This window comes from Pantoea sp. X85, from assembly GCF_029623675.1.
Classification (GTDB): domain Bacteria; phylum Pseudomonadota; class Gammaproteobacteria; order Enterobacterales; family Enterobacteriaceae; genus Pantoea; species Pantoea leporis.
Window position 1 is genome coordinate 362,847 of the sequence record NZ_CP121109.1, and the last position, 16,986, is coordinate 379,832.

Below are 16,986 nucleotides of genomic sequence, written 5' to 3' on the forward strand. Positions count from 1 at the left end.
TGCCGCTACGCTTTTTTCCATTAATCAAATTGTTGTCTGGCCATGCAAAAATCACATAAGTCAAATGCCCCAGTTAGAGTGGTACGCATCAACACATTAATTTTCAGTTACTTATACTCGATGGTGCAGTTACTTTCTCTTAATAGTTAAGGGGTACACCATGGCGAATGCGTCCAGCAATACGAATACCACACCACAAAATAGTGTCACGGCGGCGGCACCGGTTATTCAGGTCATAGATATCGAACAGCTCAAAGCCACCGAACCTACCACCGGCGGTGAACTCGCTACGGTGCTGGAATATAAGCGCGGAACTAAAGCTGGCGGCGGCGTATTTGTTTATGACGCAACAGATACCACATCGCCAGACGATGGTGGGTTGGTGATTGTGACAGCGGGAAAGAAACGCTGGAAAAGGGTGATACTGGATTATAACTCGGTCACCGTGCTGGATTTTGGCGCGGTGCCTGACGGGAAAACCGACTGCATCGAGGCGGTAAAACGTATGTTTAACTGGTCGCAGCGCGTGCTGCCATCAGCAGGGATACGTTTTACTGCGGGCGAATTTAGTATGTCGACGTTTGATATCTCAGATAAAGAAATTAACCGTTTTAAGGTGACCGGTGCGGCGGTCAATTTCGGTTATTTTCCAACAACGACGTTGTTTTTCGACTGGGATACCAAACCTCGTGGTCAACATTTCTTTAAAGTGCAGGCACGCTATGCCGAAATTTCTGGGCTGGTTGTGAAAGGCAAGAGTTCGGACAGCGGTGGTGATGGCGGCACGGCGTTCAATAATGTCGGTTTCTATGCCAACACCATTATCGGCGGCCAGTTCTTGCGCGTCAGCAGTATGGAATTCCGCTATTTGGGCGGACGTGCGCTTGATCTTATCGATACGCTGGATTGTAAAATCGACCAGTTCTATTCCCGTGGTTGTCAGGACAGCATTGTTTATGCTCGTTGGTCCGGTCGGGTAGAAGGCGCCTGGGATCACTCAACGGCAATTGAACTCTCCAATTTTAATTTGCAGGGCGGCACCAAAAAGCCGGTGCTGGATTTACCGCGCTGTACGCAATCTTTTATTCGCAACGGCTGGATTGAACACTCCGAATTTGCCGGTGATCTCTCCAATGGCCAGTGGGTGATTGAGGGGTTAGCGATTGAATCCACCGATAACCCATTAAAACTGGGTTATTGCCGCGCCACTATTATTCAAAAAAGTATTCATAACCAAAGTGCCGGATTCGATTACAGTACCGAAGGTATTGAGCCGTGGACGCTTATCGGTGAAGGCGATCGTGGCGTACTGGAAATGTCGGATTGGGGAATCGTTGCGCAAGGTTCACTGAGTTATGACTATATCTCCTCGCAATATCACATGGATAATCAGGGGAAGGAGGCTGAACAGTGGTTTTATGTCGGGGAATTCGCTTTCTCTAATGCCAACTCGCAAATACATGTGCGAATTATTGGCACCGCACAATTCCTCTCACAAAGTGCAACCCAAACTGACTTTAGTAGCCGTACGCCGGAAGGCGTGGCAAATATCTATCTGCAGGCAAGAAATGGTGCAGATTCTATTGGCAGCTGGTACGGCGAGGGTTCCAGTCCGGTGACCAAAGTGCATATTTCGGGTAATGGTGCCCGAACCAAACTCTATGTGAAAATTGCGGGCTTTACCGCCTATTCCATTGCGCTAGTCGATACCAATGGCAAAGACCGATACCAGGCTGGAAATTGCTTTATTTTCCGTAAAAGTTTCACGGCCTGTAGCGCCGAAGAGAGCACCAGACTGGATGCGGAGAAAGTTGTTGCCTTTGAACAGCACTGGATTGGTAATAAACAAGTTGGCTTTGGGTACAACGACAACAAAGAGTTGTTATTGCATGGTCCGGTGTTCGAAAAGAGCGTGCAAAATCCCGATGGAACATGGAGAACGCGTCGGTTCTTAAAAGTTCGAGTCAATGGAGCGGAGCGCAGTATTGAATTGCATAGTGCTACCGATCCCTATTAATTTTATAGAGCCAGCAATCGAGGTTGCTGGCTCGACAATAATAAAATCTACGTGGTTAATTCACGCCAGGGATATGCACATCCGGTAACGTATCGCGTACTTCCCAGCCGCGCAATTTGCCGGGATTTAATAAATTGTGGGGATCACAGGCGCGTTTCATCGCCACCACATCAGCACGCACCATGCCCTGTTTGCCATCTTCAATATGAATCACATGTGGATTATTAATTTTCACGCCATTCGTGCGGTAAATAGCCATAATCGCGTTGAGGCGATCTTCGTCCTGATAACGCACCAGCGGTAAACCGCTACAGGTAATGCTGCCGTTCATATCGCGTAAGAATTCAATGTGCGACATCACCTCATCGGATAATTGCGCTTCCAGCGTTAGCGCCTGCTGCAAATAATTATCCGTCGCGTAAGCAGTTTGCAGGTAAGTTAGCGTCTTATCGATTTTCAGCGCCTGCAGCGTGGTGTGATTCCAGCAATATTCAATCAGCGAATGCCCGCTATTTTCCCCTGCGGCAAAATGCAGCGCATTGCGGCCCGCATGCTGGCTCAGCAGCGCAGGTAACAGCCCGTCGCTTTCGCTGCCCACCACGGAAATCACCCCATGTTTGCCCGCCACATCGGCATCGGCCAGATCGCTGAAGTAATCAAGCACCGGCGCCGCGAACACCGCAATTTGGCGCTTCACCATGCCCGGCGAACGGGCCAGCGCATCGGCAAAGGCCATCGCCGTAGGGAAGTCGTTGAAAGTGTCGAGACGTTCGATCCAGTCGTGGCGCGGTGCCAGCGCCAGTTCAATCTCCAGCACGATGCCATTGCTGCCGTACGCGTGATGCAGCAGCAGCGCATCCGGCGCTTGCAGGGTGATAATGCGCGGTGTCTCTTCCATGGTCATCAGGCGCACCGACAACACATTGCCTGGCGCGGCCAGCGGACCGTAATTAATCGAACCTACGCCGCCAAATCCGCCGCCAAACAGGCCGCCGAGCGTCGCCAGTTTCCAGGTGGAGGGCATGCAGCGCAGCTCCCAGCCAAGTGGACGCGTATGCGCTTCGAGGTCGCCAAGGCGAATGCCTGCCTGCGCACGCACCGTGCCGTGGCCGACGGCGGTCACCGCGTTGAGACGCGTCATATCAACCATCAAGCCGCCATGCAGCGGAATCAGCTGACCGTAATTGCCGGTGCCGCCGCCGCGCAGATTGAGTGGCACGCGCTGTTTGGCGCAGGCTGCGACGATGAGCGCCAGCTCCTGTTCATCACGCGGACGTACCGCCAGTTCGGCAAACTTCGCTTCCAGCTGCGGTTTCAAGACCGGGCTGAACCAGTGGAAATCGCGCGACAGACGTTTGACCTTCGGCGCTTCTTTGATCCAGTCGAGTTCAGGCAACGCCGCGACCAGCGCCGCCAGTGCAGACTGGCGTTCGGAATCAGACATGTTTATTTCCTGTGTGAAAGGGTTAGTGCGCCGCTACGGCGCATGCGTGTTTCTTAACTGGGGCTCAATTCACTCTCATGCCATGCCGCCAGCACGCGGCGCGTTAGCCACGACATCAGCGCGAACAGCAGGAAGCCTGCCAGTGAAATCAGCAGCAGCGCGGCAAACATCAGCGGGATATTGAGCTGATAACCGGCCTGCAAAATCTGGTACGCCAGCCCGGTATCGGTGCCGCCGGTGCCAGCGACAAACTCTGCCACCACCGCACCAATCAGCGACAAACCGCTGGAGATGCGCAGCGCGCCAAAGAAGTACGGCAGCGCTGAAGGAATACGCAGGCGCAGCAGAATCTGCATGCGTGACGCATGATTAAGGCGGAAATAGCTCAGCAATCCTGGCGACACGCTGCGCAGACCTTGCGTGGTATTGGAGATTATTGGAAACACCGCCATTAAGGTGGCGCACACCACCAGCGATAGCGTGGTGTCTTTCACCCAGATGATGATCAGCGGCGCGATAGCGACAATCGGCGTCACCTGCAAGAACACGATGTAGGGAAAAAGGGCGGTCTCAATAAAACGATTTTGCACCAGCAGAAACGCCACAATCGAACCAATCACAATCGCCACCGCAAAGGAGATAACGGTGATTTTCAGGGTGTAGAGCAATGACATAAACAGCGTCGGGAAGTTCTGCACCAGACTTTGCGCCACCACTAGCGGCGACGGCACCAGAAACACCGGCACCTTGAAGGTGGTGACCAGAAACTGCCACAGCAGCAGCATGGCGACCGCGACGATGGCGGGAAACAGCCACTGCTGAAATTGCCGATGGCTTGCTAACGGTTTCATCATTGACTCTCCTTGCTCGCCGCCAGCAGGCCGCGTTGCAGCTTTTGCGCATAATGCGTGAAATCCTGGCTGACGCGAAACTCATCGTCGCGCGGTAACGTGGTTTCAATGCGGATGTCATCTACCACGCGCCCGGGGCGCGCCGCCATCATAATCACCCGCTGCGACAGAAATACCGCTTCCTGAATTGAGTGGGTGACAAACACCACCGTCAGCTTCTGCTCTTGCCACAAATCCAGCAGATCGCTGTCCAGCTTATTGCGGGTGATCTCGTCCAGCGCGCCAAACGGCTCATCCATCAGCAGCACCTTCGGGCGCGTGACCAGGCCGCGCGCTATCGACACGCGCATCTGCATGCCGCCGGAAAGCTCGCGCGGCAATACGTGACCAAACTGGCCGAGGCCGACCAGTTAGAGGATTTCGCGCACGCGGGTGTCCGCTTCGGCACGCGGCACGCCCGCCAAATCGAGCGGCAGACGCACGTTTTTGTGCACGTTGCTCCACGGCATCAGCGTCGCTTCCTGAAACACAAACGACAGCGGCAGATCGCGCTGATTTTCCCGCCGATCGCGGCGAAACAGCATTAACTTGCCATCGGTGGGTTCAATCAGCCCGGCGATCATCTTTAGCAAGGTGCTTTTGCCGCAGCCGGACGGGCCGAGCAGCGAGACAAATTCGCCCTGACGAATAGTGAGATCGACCGGCAGCAGTGCGCGCGTACCGTTGGGATAAATTTTCTCCGCTGACAGCACCTCAATCGCCGCTGGCGCCGCAGAACGCGGCACCGCTTGCGCATCGGGATGCAGCAGCGTTAGATGGCTGGCGCTATTCATGGCAGAACCTTGACGTCTTGGATGAATTTCAGCGTGTAGCTGCCGTCAAACGGTACTTTGGCCGCATCGATCAGCTTGGTATCGACCAGCAGCTGCCAGGTTTGCTTGAGGCGCGCTTCGGTCATGATGCCGATGCCACCGGTTTGCGCATCGCCGCCGGTCAGCATCTGGTATTTCTTCATCTGCGCAATGCCGAAAGCGATCTGTTCATCGCTCATCTGCGGGTTCTCTTTCTTGATCAGCACGTTGCCAGCGGCAGGATCTTGCAGATAGTTTTTCCAGCCCTGCATCGACGCTTTCACAAACGCCGCCACCGCAGCCGGCCGTTTCTCAATGGTCGATTTCATGCACACGATGCTGTTGCCGTACGGCGGATAACCCCAATCGCTGATCGGGTAAACATTGGCCTGCGCATTGGCTTTTTGCACCGCAAACGGTTCGGAGGTGATATAGCCTTGCTGCACCAGATTTTTATCGGCGAGGAACGGCTGAATGCTGAAGGTGTAAGGACGCACGCGGGCATTTTTCAGCTTCAGCGCGCTCTGCGCCCACGGCCAATATGAGGTATAGGCTTCCGCCGCCAGCAGGAAGGTTTTGCCCTGCAAATCGGCCTGGTTTTTCACATCCGGATGGGTGAGAAAGGCAATCGCCGAGTGCTGGAAGGTGGTGGCAACCGGCATCGCCTGCACGCCTTGCTGCCAGATTTCCAGCGCCTGCATGTTATCGCTGATGATGCAGTCGGCCTGACCGGCCGCCATCAGCTGCATGGTATGCACCTGCGGACCGCCCATCTTGATGGTGACATCAAGGCCGGCATCGCGATACAGATTCTGCGCCTGCGCCTGGTAGAAGCCGCCGTGTTCGGCCTGCGCATACCAGTTGGTCATAAAGGTGAATTTCTCTGCCGCCATGCTCGGGGCCGAGAGTGCCAGCGCAAGCGCGGCAACGGTGCTCAATGTTTTTTTCATCGTTATTCCCTAGCGAGGTGTTAAAAAGGCGGCTGCGTCGTGGTGATCTAATACTTTGCCTTGCCACTGGCCGGTGCCCCACGCCGGTTCGGCGCGGGTTACCCATGTCATCTGGTGCACTTCGGTAATCACCTGCGCCCAGCTTTCTGCCAGCGAATCGAGGATGGCCGCGCCTTGCTCCGGTGTGGAGGGCAAAGGATCGCCAATCACGCCGCTTGGGCCGAAATCATAGGAGGCCCACGCCGCCATCGGTTTGTTGGTCGAAAGCGTCGGGCAGGGGAATGCCGGCGGATAATTAGCCACCGCTTTATCCATCTGCACGGTATCGGGCGCCAGCGCCAGCATCAGCGCGGTTTCGGCATGTCCCGCGTGCATCGCCATCTGCCGCTCTTTGTCGTCCATAAAGCTTTCCGCGCAGTTCGGCACTTTAAAGGTGTCTTGCATGATGATGATCATGTCGCCGTGGCGCAGACGCAGTTCGCGCGCTGCCATCTGCAACGGCTGCGGCTGGCCGCCGTGGCCGTTAACCATCAGGAACTTGCGAAAACCGGCGCGATAGAGTGATTCGCCAATCTCCAGAATGGTATGCAGCAGGGTTTCGCCGGTCAGCGTTAGCGTGCCGGGAAAATGCAGATGCTCATCCGATTTGCCGTAGGTGATCGGCGGAATGGCGTAGGCCGGGATTTCCGCCGATAAACGCGCCAGCGCATGGCCGACCACGCCGGAGGCGATCACGCTATCCACCGCACACGGCAAATGCGGGCCGTGCTGCTCAATCGCGCCGGTCGGCAGCACGATCACGGTGTTGGCTTTATTTTCCAGCGTGGCGATGTCGGTCCAGCTCAGGTACGGCAAAAAGCGGTTTGCCGGAATATAACCATGCAACATTTCAACTCCTCGTGTTATTGCGGCAACCACGCCGTGGCTTCAACTTCAATTAAGACGTCCGGACTCGGCAGCATCTCGCTCACCTGCACCACGGTAGAAACCGGCGGCGCATCGGGAAAAAATTGCTTACGCACCCGGCTGTAGTGGGGAAAATGGTCGAGATTGCGGAAATACTGCACCAGTTTGAAGACATCGCTCATCTGTCCGCCGGCGCTTTCGATGGTGGCGCGGATGCTCTCCAGCACGTACCAGCTCTGCGCCAGAATCGGCCCCTCTTTAATATCGGTGGAGAACTCGCCGGTGCGGCCAAGCAGCTGTTGCGCCGCTGCGGGAATGTCGTCGTAGCCGCGCACAATGGTGGCAGTTTGTGGATTCACCGGAATAATGCCGGAGAGGAAAATGAAGTCACCCGCGCGTCGCCACGCGGCATATTTCGCCAGCGGTTTTCCCGCTCCTGCATCAAGCGCCATCTGTTGTTTCTCCATAACACACACCCCTTTTCAGCCGATAGCGCTGACGTTGACGCAACGGCCAGCTCGCCACATCGGCATGCGGAAAAATCACCAAATCATTGGCCAGCAGCGCGCGGCGTTGGCAGATCAGCGCGGAGGCCTGATCAAAGGCCGCGCCCAGTTGCAGGCTCAGCAAACCGCTGAACAGCGTATCGAGCGGGTCGTAACTGCCAAACGGACAGAACGCGTCCTGCACGTTATCTGCGCCGAGCAGCAGCGGAATGCCCAGCGCCTGCGCCTCTTTCACCAGCGTTAAACCGCGCAAACGCGGCGTGCGGCCGGGCACCGCGTCCTGCAACAGCAGGTTGGTGAGCGGCAGCGCAATTAACGTCACATTGTGTTGCGCCAGTAAGGCAAGAATCTGTTGCGCATCGTCCTGCTGCGCCAGCGCGCAGCTGTGGCTGCAGGTGATCGCGCCGCTAAATGGATGCTGCTGCAAATAGTGCGCCAGCCAGCGCAATCCCTGCGCCTCGACATTAAGTTCTTCATCAATATGCAGATCAATATCCAGCTGCCACAATTCGGCGGCTTCCATCAGATGCTGAAACGCCTGCGCATCCCAGTTGCTGCTGTGAATAAAACCGCCCAACAGCGCGCCCGGACCGCTGGTCGCGACCTGCGCGGCAATATGCTGCGCATCGCTGGCGTCGGCAAAGAAGGTGAGTGGCGCGAGGGCCACGCGCTCGATGCTGCACAGCGGATGGTGCAGATCGCCAATCACTTGCCACGCTAATGGTGCATCAACGGAGAACCAGTCGATGTGGGTGCGCAGCAAACCGACGCCAGCTTCTACCGCCCAGCGCAGCGCCTGCGTAGCGCGCTGCTGCAGATCTGCTGTGTTCCAGTGCACGCGGTCCTGATGCATGGCAGCAATCGCGGCCAGCAAACCGGGCTGTTGCGCCGGGCTGCGTTGAATAGTGAAGGTTTTATCCAGATGCGCGTGCGGTTCGATAAACGCGGGCAGCACCAGCGCGCCGTGAAGCGGCAGATAATCAGCGGGTGCTGCTGCATGGTCGGGTTCGAATTGCAGGCCCGCGGCGTGGAAATGTAAGGTCGCCAGCTGCGGTTGATTGTTGGCTTCAGGCCAGTTTTCTGGCAGCAGCCAGCGGGGTAAACGTGCGCCGGTCGCACCCGGATAGCCGCTCATAGATCCAGTACCAATAAAGGTGAACGCGCACGTGAACAGCACAGCACGATGCAATCGTTGGCCGCACGCTCTTGCTGGCTCAGCACATCATCACGGTGATCCGGCTCGCCCGCCAACACGCCGGTGATGCAGGCGCCGCACATGCCTTGTTCGCAGGAGAGTTCAATCTCAATCCCTGCTTCTTCAAGTACTTCAGCGATGGTTTGTTGCTCGCCCACGGCAAAGCGTGCGCCGGAGGAGGCGAGCTGCACTTCGAAGGCAGCGCCAGCCATCAGCGAAGATGTGGATTGGAAGCGCTCGCTGTGCAGCTGTGCTTCGTCCCAGCCATGTTGCAACGCCAGCTGCTGCAGATGATGCATAAAACCCGCCGGGCCGCAGAACACCAGCGCAGCGTTGTCTGGCTGGGTGAGATCTTCGGGAACGCGCTGGCGCAGGCTGTCGCCTTCGCTGCTGTAGTGGATGACCACGCGCGTGCCGAGATTGTGCAGACGTTGGCTGAAAGCCAGTTGGTCGGCGTGTTTCAGGTAAAGGTGCAGGGTGAAATCCGCCTGACGCGCCGCCAGTGCTTCGGCCATCACCAACAGCGGCGTCAGGCCGATGCCGGCGGCAAACAGCAGCGTGCGCGACGCGTGCGGCAGCGGAAAGTGGTTACGTGGCGCGGATATCTCTAGCTTATCGCCGGTGGTTAACTGCTGATGCAGCCAGCGCGATCCGCCGGTTGAACACTCATCCAGACGTACGCAGATTTCATAATACTCGGCTGGCGCAGAGCAGAGTGAATACTGGCGTTTACCGCCGTCAGGAATAATGACATCAATGTGCGCGCCGGGCGTGAAAGCAGGCAGCGGCTGCCCGCTGCGATTCGCCAGCGTCAGTAACACATTGCCTGCACCGTTGAACTGCTTTGCGATGACGGTGACGACGAGAGGATTGGATTTCATCGTCTATCTGCCTGAGCAGGGATGTCGTCAGCTGGAAGGCCGCGCAAACCCTTGTTTTTATCATGGCAGCGATTATTATTTTGCCCATGTGTAAGCGTCCATCTGTTTAATTCGCATGATGCGTTGCAAAAAAGAGAGCACCCCTTATGTTCGCCTTCTCCCGATTTCTGCTCTATTTTACTGAGGTGGCCCGCCAGGGTTCGCTGCGTAAGGCTTCTGAGGTGCTGCATGTCTCGGCATCGTCCATCGATCGGCAGATTCTGCGCGTGGAGGAACAGCTGGATATGCCGCTGTTTGAGCGCCATCCATCAGGATTACGTATGACTGCGGCGGGTGAGATCCTGCTGAATGCGGCGAAAAACTGGCAGCGGGATTTTGGCCGCGTCTGCACGCAGCTGGATGATTTGCGCGGATTACGTCACGGCCATGTGCATATCGCCACCATTGATGCGATTAATCGCGGCTTTTTTTCATCGATTTTGCAGCGCATTCGCAGCGACTATCCCGGCATCTCCTTCACGCTGACCACCATGAGCAACATCCACATCGCCAATGCACTGACCTCGGGCGATGCGGATTTCGGCATCATGCTTAATCCGCAAAGTTCGCGCGAGTTGCTGGTGAAGTCGTTTGCCGATTTACGTCTGGGTATTGTGGTGAGCAGTCAACATCCGCTGGCCAATCTGGAGTCGATCCGTTTCAGCCACTGCGAATCCTGGCCATTTATCGTGCCCGCCGCGCCGCTGATGCTGGCCGATCCGCTGGAGGCGCTGATCAACAGTTCGGGCATTAAGATCAACGAAGTGGCGCGCACCAATAACATTCATATGCTGCGTTCGCTGGTGCGTGATGATGTGGGGATTAGCCTGATGTGCTGGCTGGATATCGTTGATGAGTATCGGCGCGGCGAACTGAAGTTTATCCCGCTGATCGATACGGTGCTGAAACCGTTTACCTTGTCGCTGTGTGTTGCGCCGCAGCGCCAGCTTTCGATTGCTGCTTCAATGATGCTGCGCGAGCTGGAGTCGTTTTTTGCGCTGATGCAGAGTGAGGAGCTGTTGGTGTAATCGGTCGCCATGAATGGCGACCATACGATAATGTTAACCGCCCCAACGGCTGCGCAAATAATTCACCGCATCCTGGGTTTGTAGCTGGTTAAGGTAATTCTCGCGGAACAAAATTGTGCCGTTAATTTGCGGTAGCGACTCGTTGAGATCGAGTTGCTTTTTCAGCTCCGGCACGCCGCCATTCACCGTCCAGTCAGGTTCGCTTTTCGACGCTTCGCCGATTTTATACAGTGCCACACCGATATAGAGCCGCGTATGCGTTGGCTTCACCACGTCCGCCCACCAGTGGGCTAACACGTCGTAACGGGCGGCCTGGCGCGCAAACGGCCAGTAAAGCTGCGGCGCGATGTAATCCAGCAGTCCCATTTGCACCCAGCGACGCGTATCGGCGTAGGCTTCGTCGTAGGCGGCCGCGCCGCGCGTGTCGGAGCCCGCCGCATCATGCGACAGATTGCGCCACACGCCTGCCGGGCTGACGCCAAATTCTACGTTCGGGTTCAGTTGCTTGATGGTGCGCGACACCTGCTCAATTAACAGCAGCGTGTTGTTGCGCCGCCAGTCAGCTTTCGATGCAAAACCCTGACCATACTGGCGGAACGTGGCGCTGTCGTTGAGGGTTGAACCGGGCGTTTCGGTATAGAAATAGTCATCGAACTGCACGCCGTCGATCGGATAGTGCGACACCACTTCCGCAACGATGCTGGTGATCCAGTCGCGTGCGGCGGGAATGCCGGGATCGAGCATGAAGCGGTCGCTGGCGGTGCGGATCCAGTCGCGATGCAGCACAAATACGCTGGCCGGTTGCAGCGCAAGCGTATTATTCAGCGCGTTAACCGTGGAAGGTTTGACGTTGGTCGAGACGCGATATGGGTTGAACCACGCGTGCACCTTCATGCCGCGTTTGTGCGCCTCATCCAGCATAAATTTCAGCGGATCGTAGCCGGGATCTTCACCAATCCTGCCGGTGAGCATATCTGACCACGGCAAGATGCTGGAGCGCCACAGCGCGGTGCCATCCGGCTTTACCTGGAAAAATACCGTATTGATGCCGAGGCTTTTCAGTTTATCTAGCTTATCGGTCAACGCCTGTTGCTGCTGGTGGATGCGGTTGGCCGGGCTGACATTCACGGAATTGATTGGCGGCCAGTCGAGGCGTGAAACGGTGGTGAGCCACACGCCGCGTACCGGTTCTTTGCTCAGCGCTGGTTTAGTCGGCATTGGCGGTTTGGTGACCGTCGGCAACGGCGTGACCAGTGATTTCGGTGGTGGCGAGGAGCAACTGGCCAGTGAGAGGGCGACAGCAATGGCGACCAGCGCAGCAGATTTTTTATAGGTGTTAACCCAGGGAAAACGATGTGAACAGGCTATGATAAACTCCCTTTTTTGCAACTTTCTGTTCGAAGAGCCTCATTCTCTTATCATGCGAACTAAAGTCAATAATGGTGTCATGGTTTGCACGATGAATCGCGCCGCTACTGATAAGTACGGGATTTTGTAGCGTCGCAATGAGTTGCACGCAGTAAATTTATTTGAGGAACCCAAAACCTATGCAATACGAAGACCTTTATCGCCGTATCGGCCAGATCATCTTTAGCTGTGGCCCGCAAGGTGCGCGGGAATTGATCGTTCAGGCTGAACTGTTTGCGGACGATGATGGCGGGCAGTTTCAGTTCGATTACATCGATGAAAACGGTGAACCGGATTGGTTTGAACCCGATGCGCGCGCGATAGGCGATCTCTCGGAGGCGCTGAAAGATTTTCAGCAGTACTTCGTGGATAACAATATGACCAACGGTCTGCCGGTGTGGCGTAAATGCGCGATAAACCTCAACGTGCAGGAAGAAGCCATCAGCATCGACGTGCAGTACGACTAAGTTCCGCGGCATCCTTGCCTGGAAGTCATGCGTTACGAACGTAACGCCACCATCTCCTCGTTTTTCCGCGCCACGCGTTTGCGATGCACAATACGGCTGGCGGCGACGACACCCAGCGTCAACAGGCCGGTGGCGATAATCTCTGGACGGTGTTGTTGGTTGAAAAGCATGGCAACCAACACGCCAACGATGAACACCATCGTCGCCCACGTCAGGCCAGGGAATAGCCACATGCGATAGCTGAGGATTTCACCGCGCGCTTCGCGCTTTTTACGCAGCACCAGATGAGACGCGGCGATCACCAGATACACCAGCAACGCGATGGCGCCGGAACTGGCGAGCAGGAACTCAAATACTGCGCTCGGCGCCAGATAGTTAGCGATCACCGCGAGGAAGGCCGCCGCCGTGGAGAGCAACACCGCTACCCACGGCGTGCCGCTGCGTGTAGTGCGCGACGCGACGGCAGGCGCATCTTCACGACGTGAAAGCGAATAGATCATGCGCGATGCGGTATACAGCGCAGAATTGAGACAGCTACACACCGCAATCAATACCACCACATCAACGATCTGCTTAGCGTAAGGCACGTTCATCATCTGCATCGCTGTCTGGTAAGAACCGGCTTTCATCAGCGACGGCGTATTCCACGGCACCAGCGCTACCACGATGAAGATCGACAGCAGATAGAACAGCGCGATGCGCCAGATCACCGAGTTGGTGGCTTGGGTGATTTGTTTCTTCGGCTCGCGCGATTCGGCGGCGGCAATGGTGACAATCTCGGTGCCCATAAATGAGAACATAGTGGTCAGAATGGCCGCCAGCACCGCGCCGATGCCGTTAGGCATAAAGCCTTGCGTGTCATAGAGATGTGAAATTCCCTGCGTGCTGCTGCCCGGCATCAAACCGAATACCGCTAAACTTCCCGCGCAGAGGAATGCCACAATCGCCACCACTTTCAGCAGGGCGAACCAGAATTCAAACTCGCCATAGTTTTTGACGCTGAATAGGTTGCTGATGGTCAGGAACGTGGTGATCGCCAGCGTGTATTCCCACACCGGAACCTGCGGAAACCACGAATGCAGAATGGTGCCAGCGGCGTTGGCTTCCAGCGGGATCACTAACACCCAGAACCACCAATAAAGCCAACCGATGGTGAAGCCGGCCCAGCGGCCCAGCGATTTGTCGGCGTAGGTGGAGAAAGAGCCGGAATCCGGTGACGCCACCGCCATTTCTGCCAGCATGCGCATAATCAGCACCACCAACGCGCCCGCGGCGATGTAGGCCAGCAGTACCGCCGGACCGGCTTCGGCGATCGCATGGCCAGAGCCAACAAACAATCCGGCACCAATCACGCCACCAATCGATAACATCCGTACATGGCGCGGCTTCAGGCCTTGCGCCAGTACATCGGCATTCTGTGAACTCATCAATGTTTCTCCAAAGCGTCTCTCAGGCCGCGCGACGCGCAGCCGGGTTACAACAGGTGAGAAGCCCAGCCCGCCGCGCGAGCTGGGTAGATTGTTACGAATCGGCGTGTTGACTCAGCACACTGCTGAGGATCTCCAGCGCCTGGCCGAACTGCGCATCAGGAATGGTGAGCGGATAGAGGAAGCGGATGACATTGCCCTGCGGGCCACAAGTAAGCAGCAGCAGCCCACGCGCCATCGCGTGTTGCTGGATGGTTTGCGCGGTTTGCGCGCTGGCGAACTCCACCGCAATCATCGAGCCAAGGCCGCGAATGTCGGTGATGGAGGAACACTGGCTTCGTGCGCTGTACAGGAAGTCGGTTAACTGCGTACCGAGTTGTTGCGCACGTTCGCACAGCTTCTCGTCGGCGATCACGTCCAGCACCGCATGCGCCGCGGCAATCGCCAGCGGATTGCCAGCGTAGGTGCCGCCCAGGCCGCCTGAACCCGGCGCATCCATAATCTTGGCCCGGCCGCTGACCGCCGATAACGGCATGCCGCCCGCGAGGCTTTTCGCCATGGTGATGAGATCCGGTTTCACCGTATAGTGATCCATCGCGAACAATTTGCCGGTGCGGGCAAAGCCGGTTTGTACTTCATCGGCAATCAGCAGAATGCCGTGCTCATCGGCCAGCGACCGCAGGCGGTTGAAGAATTCAGGCGGCGCGACGTGGAAGCCGCCTTCGCCCTGAATTGGCTCCAGCACGATGGCCGCAACATCCTGTGGCGCGATGTCCTGCGTGAAAATATCCTGCAAGCTGGCCAGCGCATCATCAACGCTGATGCCGGTGACGCCGTTGGGATAGCGCGCGTGCCACACCGACGCGGGCATCGGACCGAAGTCGCGTTTGTAAGGGGCCACTTTGCCGGTCATCGCCATGGTCATAAAAGTACGACCGTGGAAGGCGTTACCGAAGGTGATGATGCCGTGGCGACGCGTAGCCGCACGCGCTACTTTTACCGCGTTTTCTACCGCTTCAGCGCCGGTGGAGAAGAACGCGGTCTTGGCTTTACCGGCAATCGGCACCACGCGATTGAGGCGTTCCGCCAGCGCCACATAGCTCTCATACGGCGTCACCTGGAATGCGGTATGGGTAAATTTCTCTAACTGATCGGCAATCGCCTGCACGATGCGCGGATGGCGATGCCCGGTGTTCAGCACCGCGATGCCGCCAGCGAAGTCGATCCAGCTGTTGCCTTCACCATCGCGCAGCGTGGCGTTCTCCGCGTGCTCTACATACCACTGACAAAGATTGCCGGTGCCGCGTGGCAGGGCATCATCTTTACGTTGCTGCAACTGGCTGTTTTTACCTTCCATAACCTTTCCTTAGCGATAAGCGTCTTTACAAATCACGACAAACACGCTTATTTATGCCTGCGCTGAGTTATCTTGCCAGAGCCACTTTCAGTGAAAAGAGGGGAGCCAATTGCGAAGTTTGTACGCCGATCATGTATTAGAGCGCATGCAGTTTATGCCGGAAGGGACGTTGCAGCAGCGTTTGCTGAGTTGTATGCAAGCCGCTATTGCAGAAGGCATTTTTCCGCGCGCCACGCGCCTGCCCGCCACGCGCGATTTGGCGCGCGAGCTGTCGGTGTCGCGCAACACGGTGTTGAACGTGTATGAGAATTTGATGGCACAAGGCTACGTCACGGCGCGTACCGGCAGCGGAACATGGATTGCAGAAAATTTGCCGGAGGGATCGCTGAACACGCCGCGCAACGTGGCGCCGATCGAAACGTTAAGCGCGAAACCGGCGGCGATTTCCAAACGCGGCGCTTCGCTGCTCGGCCATGCCAATGCCTCGCCGTATCAGTGGGGCGCTTTTGTGCCCGGCGCGCCGGATGTCACGCAGTTCCCGCATAAACTCTTCAGCCAGATTCAGGCGCGTCTGAACCGTGAACCGGATATTGAACGGCTGATTTACAGCAGCAATGGCGGCTGCGCACAGCTGCGTGCTGCGCTGGCGGAGTACCTGAGCGTGGCGCGTTCGGTACGCGCCGATGCCGACCAAATCATCATCACTGAAGGGATTCATCAGGCGGTGGATTTGGTTTCGCGCGTGTTGTGCGATCCCGGCGATCTGGTGTGGATCGAAGAGCCTGGTTATTGGGGGACGCGCAATCTGCTACGCATCAACGGACTGAAAATCAATGCCATTGCGGTGGATGAGCAGGGATTGATCCCCGATTTGCCGCCGCGCAGTCGCGCACCGAAGATGATTTTCGTGACACCGTCACATCAATATCCGATGGGCGTGCATCTCAGCCTGGAGCGGCGCAAGCAGCTGCTCGATCTGGCGCGCAAACACAAAACCTGGCTGGTGGAAGATGATTACGACAGCGAGTTTCGCTTCTCCGGCCAGCCGTTCCCGTCGTTGCAAGGCTTTGAGCCGGATGCGCCGGTGATTTATATGGGCACTTTTAGCAAGACGCTCTATCCGGCGCTGCGTCTCGGTTATCTGGTGGTGCCAAAAGCGCTGGCGCAGCCGCTGCGTGTGGCGGCGGCGGAACTCTATCGCGGCGGGCATTTGCTGGTGCAGCGCGCGCTGGCAGAGTTCATCCAAAAAGGGCATTACATGTCGCACATTCGCCGCATGCGCAAGCTCTACAGCCAGCGGCGGCGCTTTATGGTGAGCCTGATTGAGCGTTATTTGGGCGCCGATTTTCTGCCGGTAGTGAATCATGAGGCGGGATTGCACCTGGTAATGAATCTGCCAACCGGCTGCGACGATGTGGCGGTCGCCGCGCTGGCGCTACGGCGCGGCGTTAAGGTGCGGCCGTTGTCGCAATATTATATGCATCCGCAGGAGCGGCGCGGCTTGCTGTTGGGTTTTGCCTGCGTCGATGAGCGGCAGTGTCAGGATGCGTTTGGTATTCTCAAAGGTTGTCTGGCCGAGGCAAAAATCATTTAAACAGTGAATAATCCGTAGCGGCGCAATTTGTTGCGCAATGTATATGGCAAAACACGCGCAATAAAT

The 16,986-nt window shown here is 56.7% G+C and carries 14 protein-coding genes and 1 pseudogene; 4 read left to right on the plus strand and 11 right to left on the minus strand.

The genetic code is table 11. The annotated features are described in order from the left end of the window. Window positions 1–160 precede the first annotated feature (160 nt). A complete protein-coding gene (locus P6287_RS21245; RefSeq protein ID WP_277975327.1) occupies window positions 161–2,017 on the plus strand; it encodes a hypothetical protein in 1,857 nt (618 codons plus the stop codon). Window positions 2,018–2,072: 55 nt separating this feature from the next. Here P6287_RS21245 and P6287_RS21250 read toward each other — a convergent pair whose 3' ends face one another. The 8 genes and pseudogenes from P6287_RS21250 to P6287_RS21285 all read right to left on the minus strand — a co-directional run bounded on the left by P6287_RS21250 (window position 2,073) and on the right by P6287_RS21285 (window position 9,601). Further along, window positions 2,073–3,461 (minus strand): FAD-binding oxidoreductase, encoded by a 1,389-nt coding sequence (locus P6287_RS21250; RefSeq protein ID WP_277975328.1) that lies wholly within the window; start codon window positions 3,459–3,461, stop codon window positions 2,073–2,075. 53 nt (window positions 3,462–3,514) lie between these two features. Beyond that, complete coding sequence (locus P6287_RS21255) at window positions 3,515–4,315, minus strand: ABC transporter permease (RefSeq protein WP_101761439.1); 801 nt, start codon at window positions 4,313–4,315, stop codon at window positions 3,515–3,517. After that, a pseudogene (locus P6287_RS21260) lies at window positions 4,312–5,145 on the minus strand (ABC transporter ATP-binding protein). Before P6287_RS21260 ends, P6287_RS21255 begins: the two are co-directional and overlap by 4 nt. Then, on the minus strand, window positions 5,142–6,113 hold the full coding sequence (locus P6287_RS21265) for an ABC transporter substrate-binding protein (RefSeq protein ID WP_137386931.1): 972 nt from the start codon (window positions 6,111–6,113) through the stop codon (window positions 5,142–5,144). The pseudogene P6287_RS21260 and the gene P6287_RS21265 overlap by 4 nt, the downstream one beginning before the upstream one ends. 9 nt (window positions 6,114–6,122) lie before the next feature. Next, on the minus strand, window positions 6,123–7,001 hold the full coding sequence (locus tag P6287_RS21270; RefSeq protein ID WP_277975329.1) for a creatininase family protein: 879 nt from the start codon (window positions 6,999–7,001) through the stop codon (window positions 6,123–6,125). Between the two features lie 14 nt (window positions 7,002–7,015). Then, the gene (locus P6287_RS21275; RefSeq protein ID WP_192235591.1) at window positions 7,016–7,471 is read right to left on the minus strand and encodes a RidA family protein; all 456 of its coding nucleotides are present in this window, start codon (window positions 7,469–7,471) and stop codon (window positions 7,016–7,018) included. Further along, window positions 7,461–8,660: an amidohydrolase family protein gene (locus P6287_RS21280; RefSeq protein ID WP_192412921.1), complete on the minus strand. Its 1,200-nt coding sequence runs from the start codon at window positions 8,658–8,660 to the stop codon at window positions 7,461–7,463. Before P6287_RS21280 ends, P6287_RS21275 begins: the two co-directional genes overlap by 11 nt. Next, a complete protein-coding gene (locus tag P6287_RS21285) occupies window positions 8,657–9,601 on the minus strand; it encodes a PDR/VanB family oxidoreductase (protein ID WP_225614511.1) in 945 nt (314 codons plus the stop codon). Before P6287_RS21285 ends, P6287_RS21280 begins: the two co-directional genes overlap by 4 nt. 146 nt (window positions 9,602–9,747) lie before the next feature. Between P6287_RS21285 and P6287_RS21290 the strand changes: the two genes are divergently transcribed. Beyond that, window positions 9,748–10,668 (plus strand): LysR substrate-binding domain-containing protein, encoded by a 921-nt coding sequence (locus P6287_RS21290; protein WP_277975330.1) that lies wholly within the window; start codon window positions 9,748–9,750, stop codon window positions 10,666–10,668. A gap of 33 nt (window positions 10,669–10,701) precedes the next feature. Here the strand turns inward: P6287_RS21290 and P6287_RS21295 are convergent, their stop codons facing one another. Next, complete coding sequence (locus tag P6287_RS21295; RefSeq protein WP_347343285.1) at window positions 10,702–11,982, minus strand: glycoside hydrolase family 10 protein; 1,281 nt, start codon at window positions 11,980–11,982, stop codon at window positions 10,702–10,704. Window positions 11,983–12,215: 233 nt separating this feature from the next. Between P6287_RS21295 and P6287_RS21300 the strand changes: the two genes are divergently transcribed. After that, the gene (locus P6287_RS21300) at window positions 12,216–12,542 is read left to right on the plus strand and encodes a hypothetical protein (RefSeq protein ID WP_101761446.1); all 327 of its coding nucleotides are present in this window, start codon (window positions 12,216–12,218) and stop codon (window positions 12,540–12,542) included. A gap of 32 nt (window positions 12,543–12,574) precedes the next feature. Here P6287_RS21300 and gabP read toward each other — a convergent pair whose 3' ends face one another. After that, window positions 12,575–13,972 carry a GABA permease gene (gene gabP, locus P6287_RS21305; RefSeq protein WP_192234944.1) on the minus strand — a complete coding sequence of 466 codons (1,398 nt, stop codon included), beginning with the start codon at window positions 13,970–13,972 and terminating at the stop codon, window positions 12,575–12,577. 91 nt (window positions 13,973–14,063) lie between these two features. Continuing rightward, the gene (gene gabT, locus P6287_RS21310; protein ID WP_277975331.1) at window positions 14,064–15,326 is read right to left on the minus strand and encodes a 4-aminobutyrate--2-oxoglutarate transaminase; all 1,263 of its coding nucleotides are present in this window, start codon (window positions 15,324–15,326) and stop codon (window positions 14,064–14,066) included. A 109-nt stretch (window positions 15,327–15,435) separates the two neighbouring features. On the opposite strand from gabT, the gene P6287_RS21315 reads away from it, so the two are divergent. Next, a complete protein-coding gene (locus tag P6287_RS21315) occupies window positions 15,436–16,920 on the plus strand; it encodes a PLP-dependent aminotransferase family protein (RefSeq protein WP_277975332.1) in 1,485 nt (494 codons plus the stop codon). Window positions 16,921–16,986: the final 66 nt, after the last annotated feature.

Excerpts from the sequence above, each read along its gene's own strand:
- P6287_RS21255 (WP_101761439.1), bottom strand. The coding sequence starts at position 4,315 with ATGATGAAACCGTTAGCAAGCCATCGGCAATTTCAGCAGTGGCTGTTT.
- P6287_RS21285 (WP_225614511.1), bottom strand. The coding sequence starts at position 9,601 with ATGAAATCCAATCCTCTCGTCGTCACCGTCATCGCAAAGCAGTTCAAC.
- P6287_RS21270 (WP_277975329.1), bottom strand. The coding sequence starts at position 7,001 with ATGTTGCATGGTTATATTCCGGCAAACCGCTTTTTGCCGTACCTGAGC.
- P6287_RS21265 (WP_137386931.1), bottom strand. The coding sequence starts at position 6,113 with ATGAAAAAAACATTGAGCACCGTTGCCGCGCTTGCGCTGGCACTCTCG.
- P6287_RS21300 (WP_101761446.1), top strand. The coding sequence starts at position 12,216 with ATGCAATACGAAGACCTTTATCGCCGTATCGGCCAGATCATCTTTAGC.
- P6287_RS21245 (WP_277975327.1), top strand. The coding sequence starts at position 161 with ATGGCGAATGCGTCCAGCAATACGAATACCACACCACAAAATAGTGTC.
- P6287_RS21280 (WP_192412921.1), bottom strand. The coding sequence starts at position 8,660 with ATGAGCGGCTATCCGGGTGCGACCGGCGCACGTTTACCCCGCTGGCTG.
- gabT (WP_277975331.1), bottom strand. The coding sequence starts at position 15,326 with ATGGAAGGTAAAAACAGCCAGTTGCAGCAACGTAAAGATGATGCCCTG.
- P6287_RS21290 (WP_277975330.1), top strand. The coding sequence starts at position 9,748 with ATGTTCGCCTTCTCCCGATTTCTGCTCTATTTTACTGAGGTGGCCCGC.
- P6287_RS21250 (WP_277975328.1), bottom strand. The coding sequence starts at position 3,461 with ATGTCTGATTCCGAACGCCAGTCTGCACTGGCGGCGCTGGTCGCGGCG.
- P6287_RS21275 (WP_192235591.1), bottom strand. The coding sequence starts at position 7,471 with ATGGCGCTTGATGCAGGAGCGGGAAAACCGCTGGCGAAATATGCCGCG.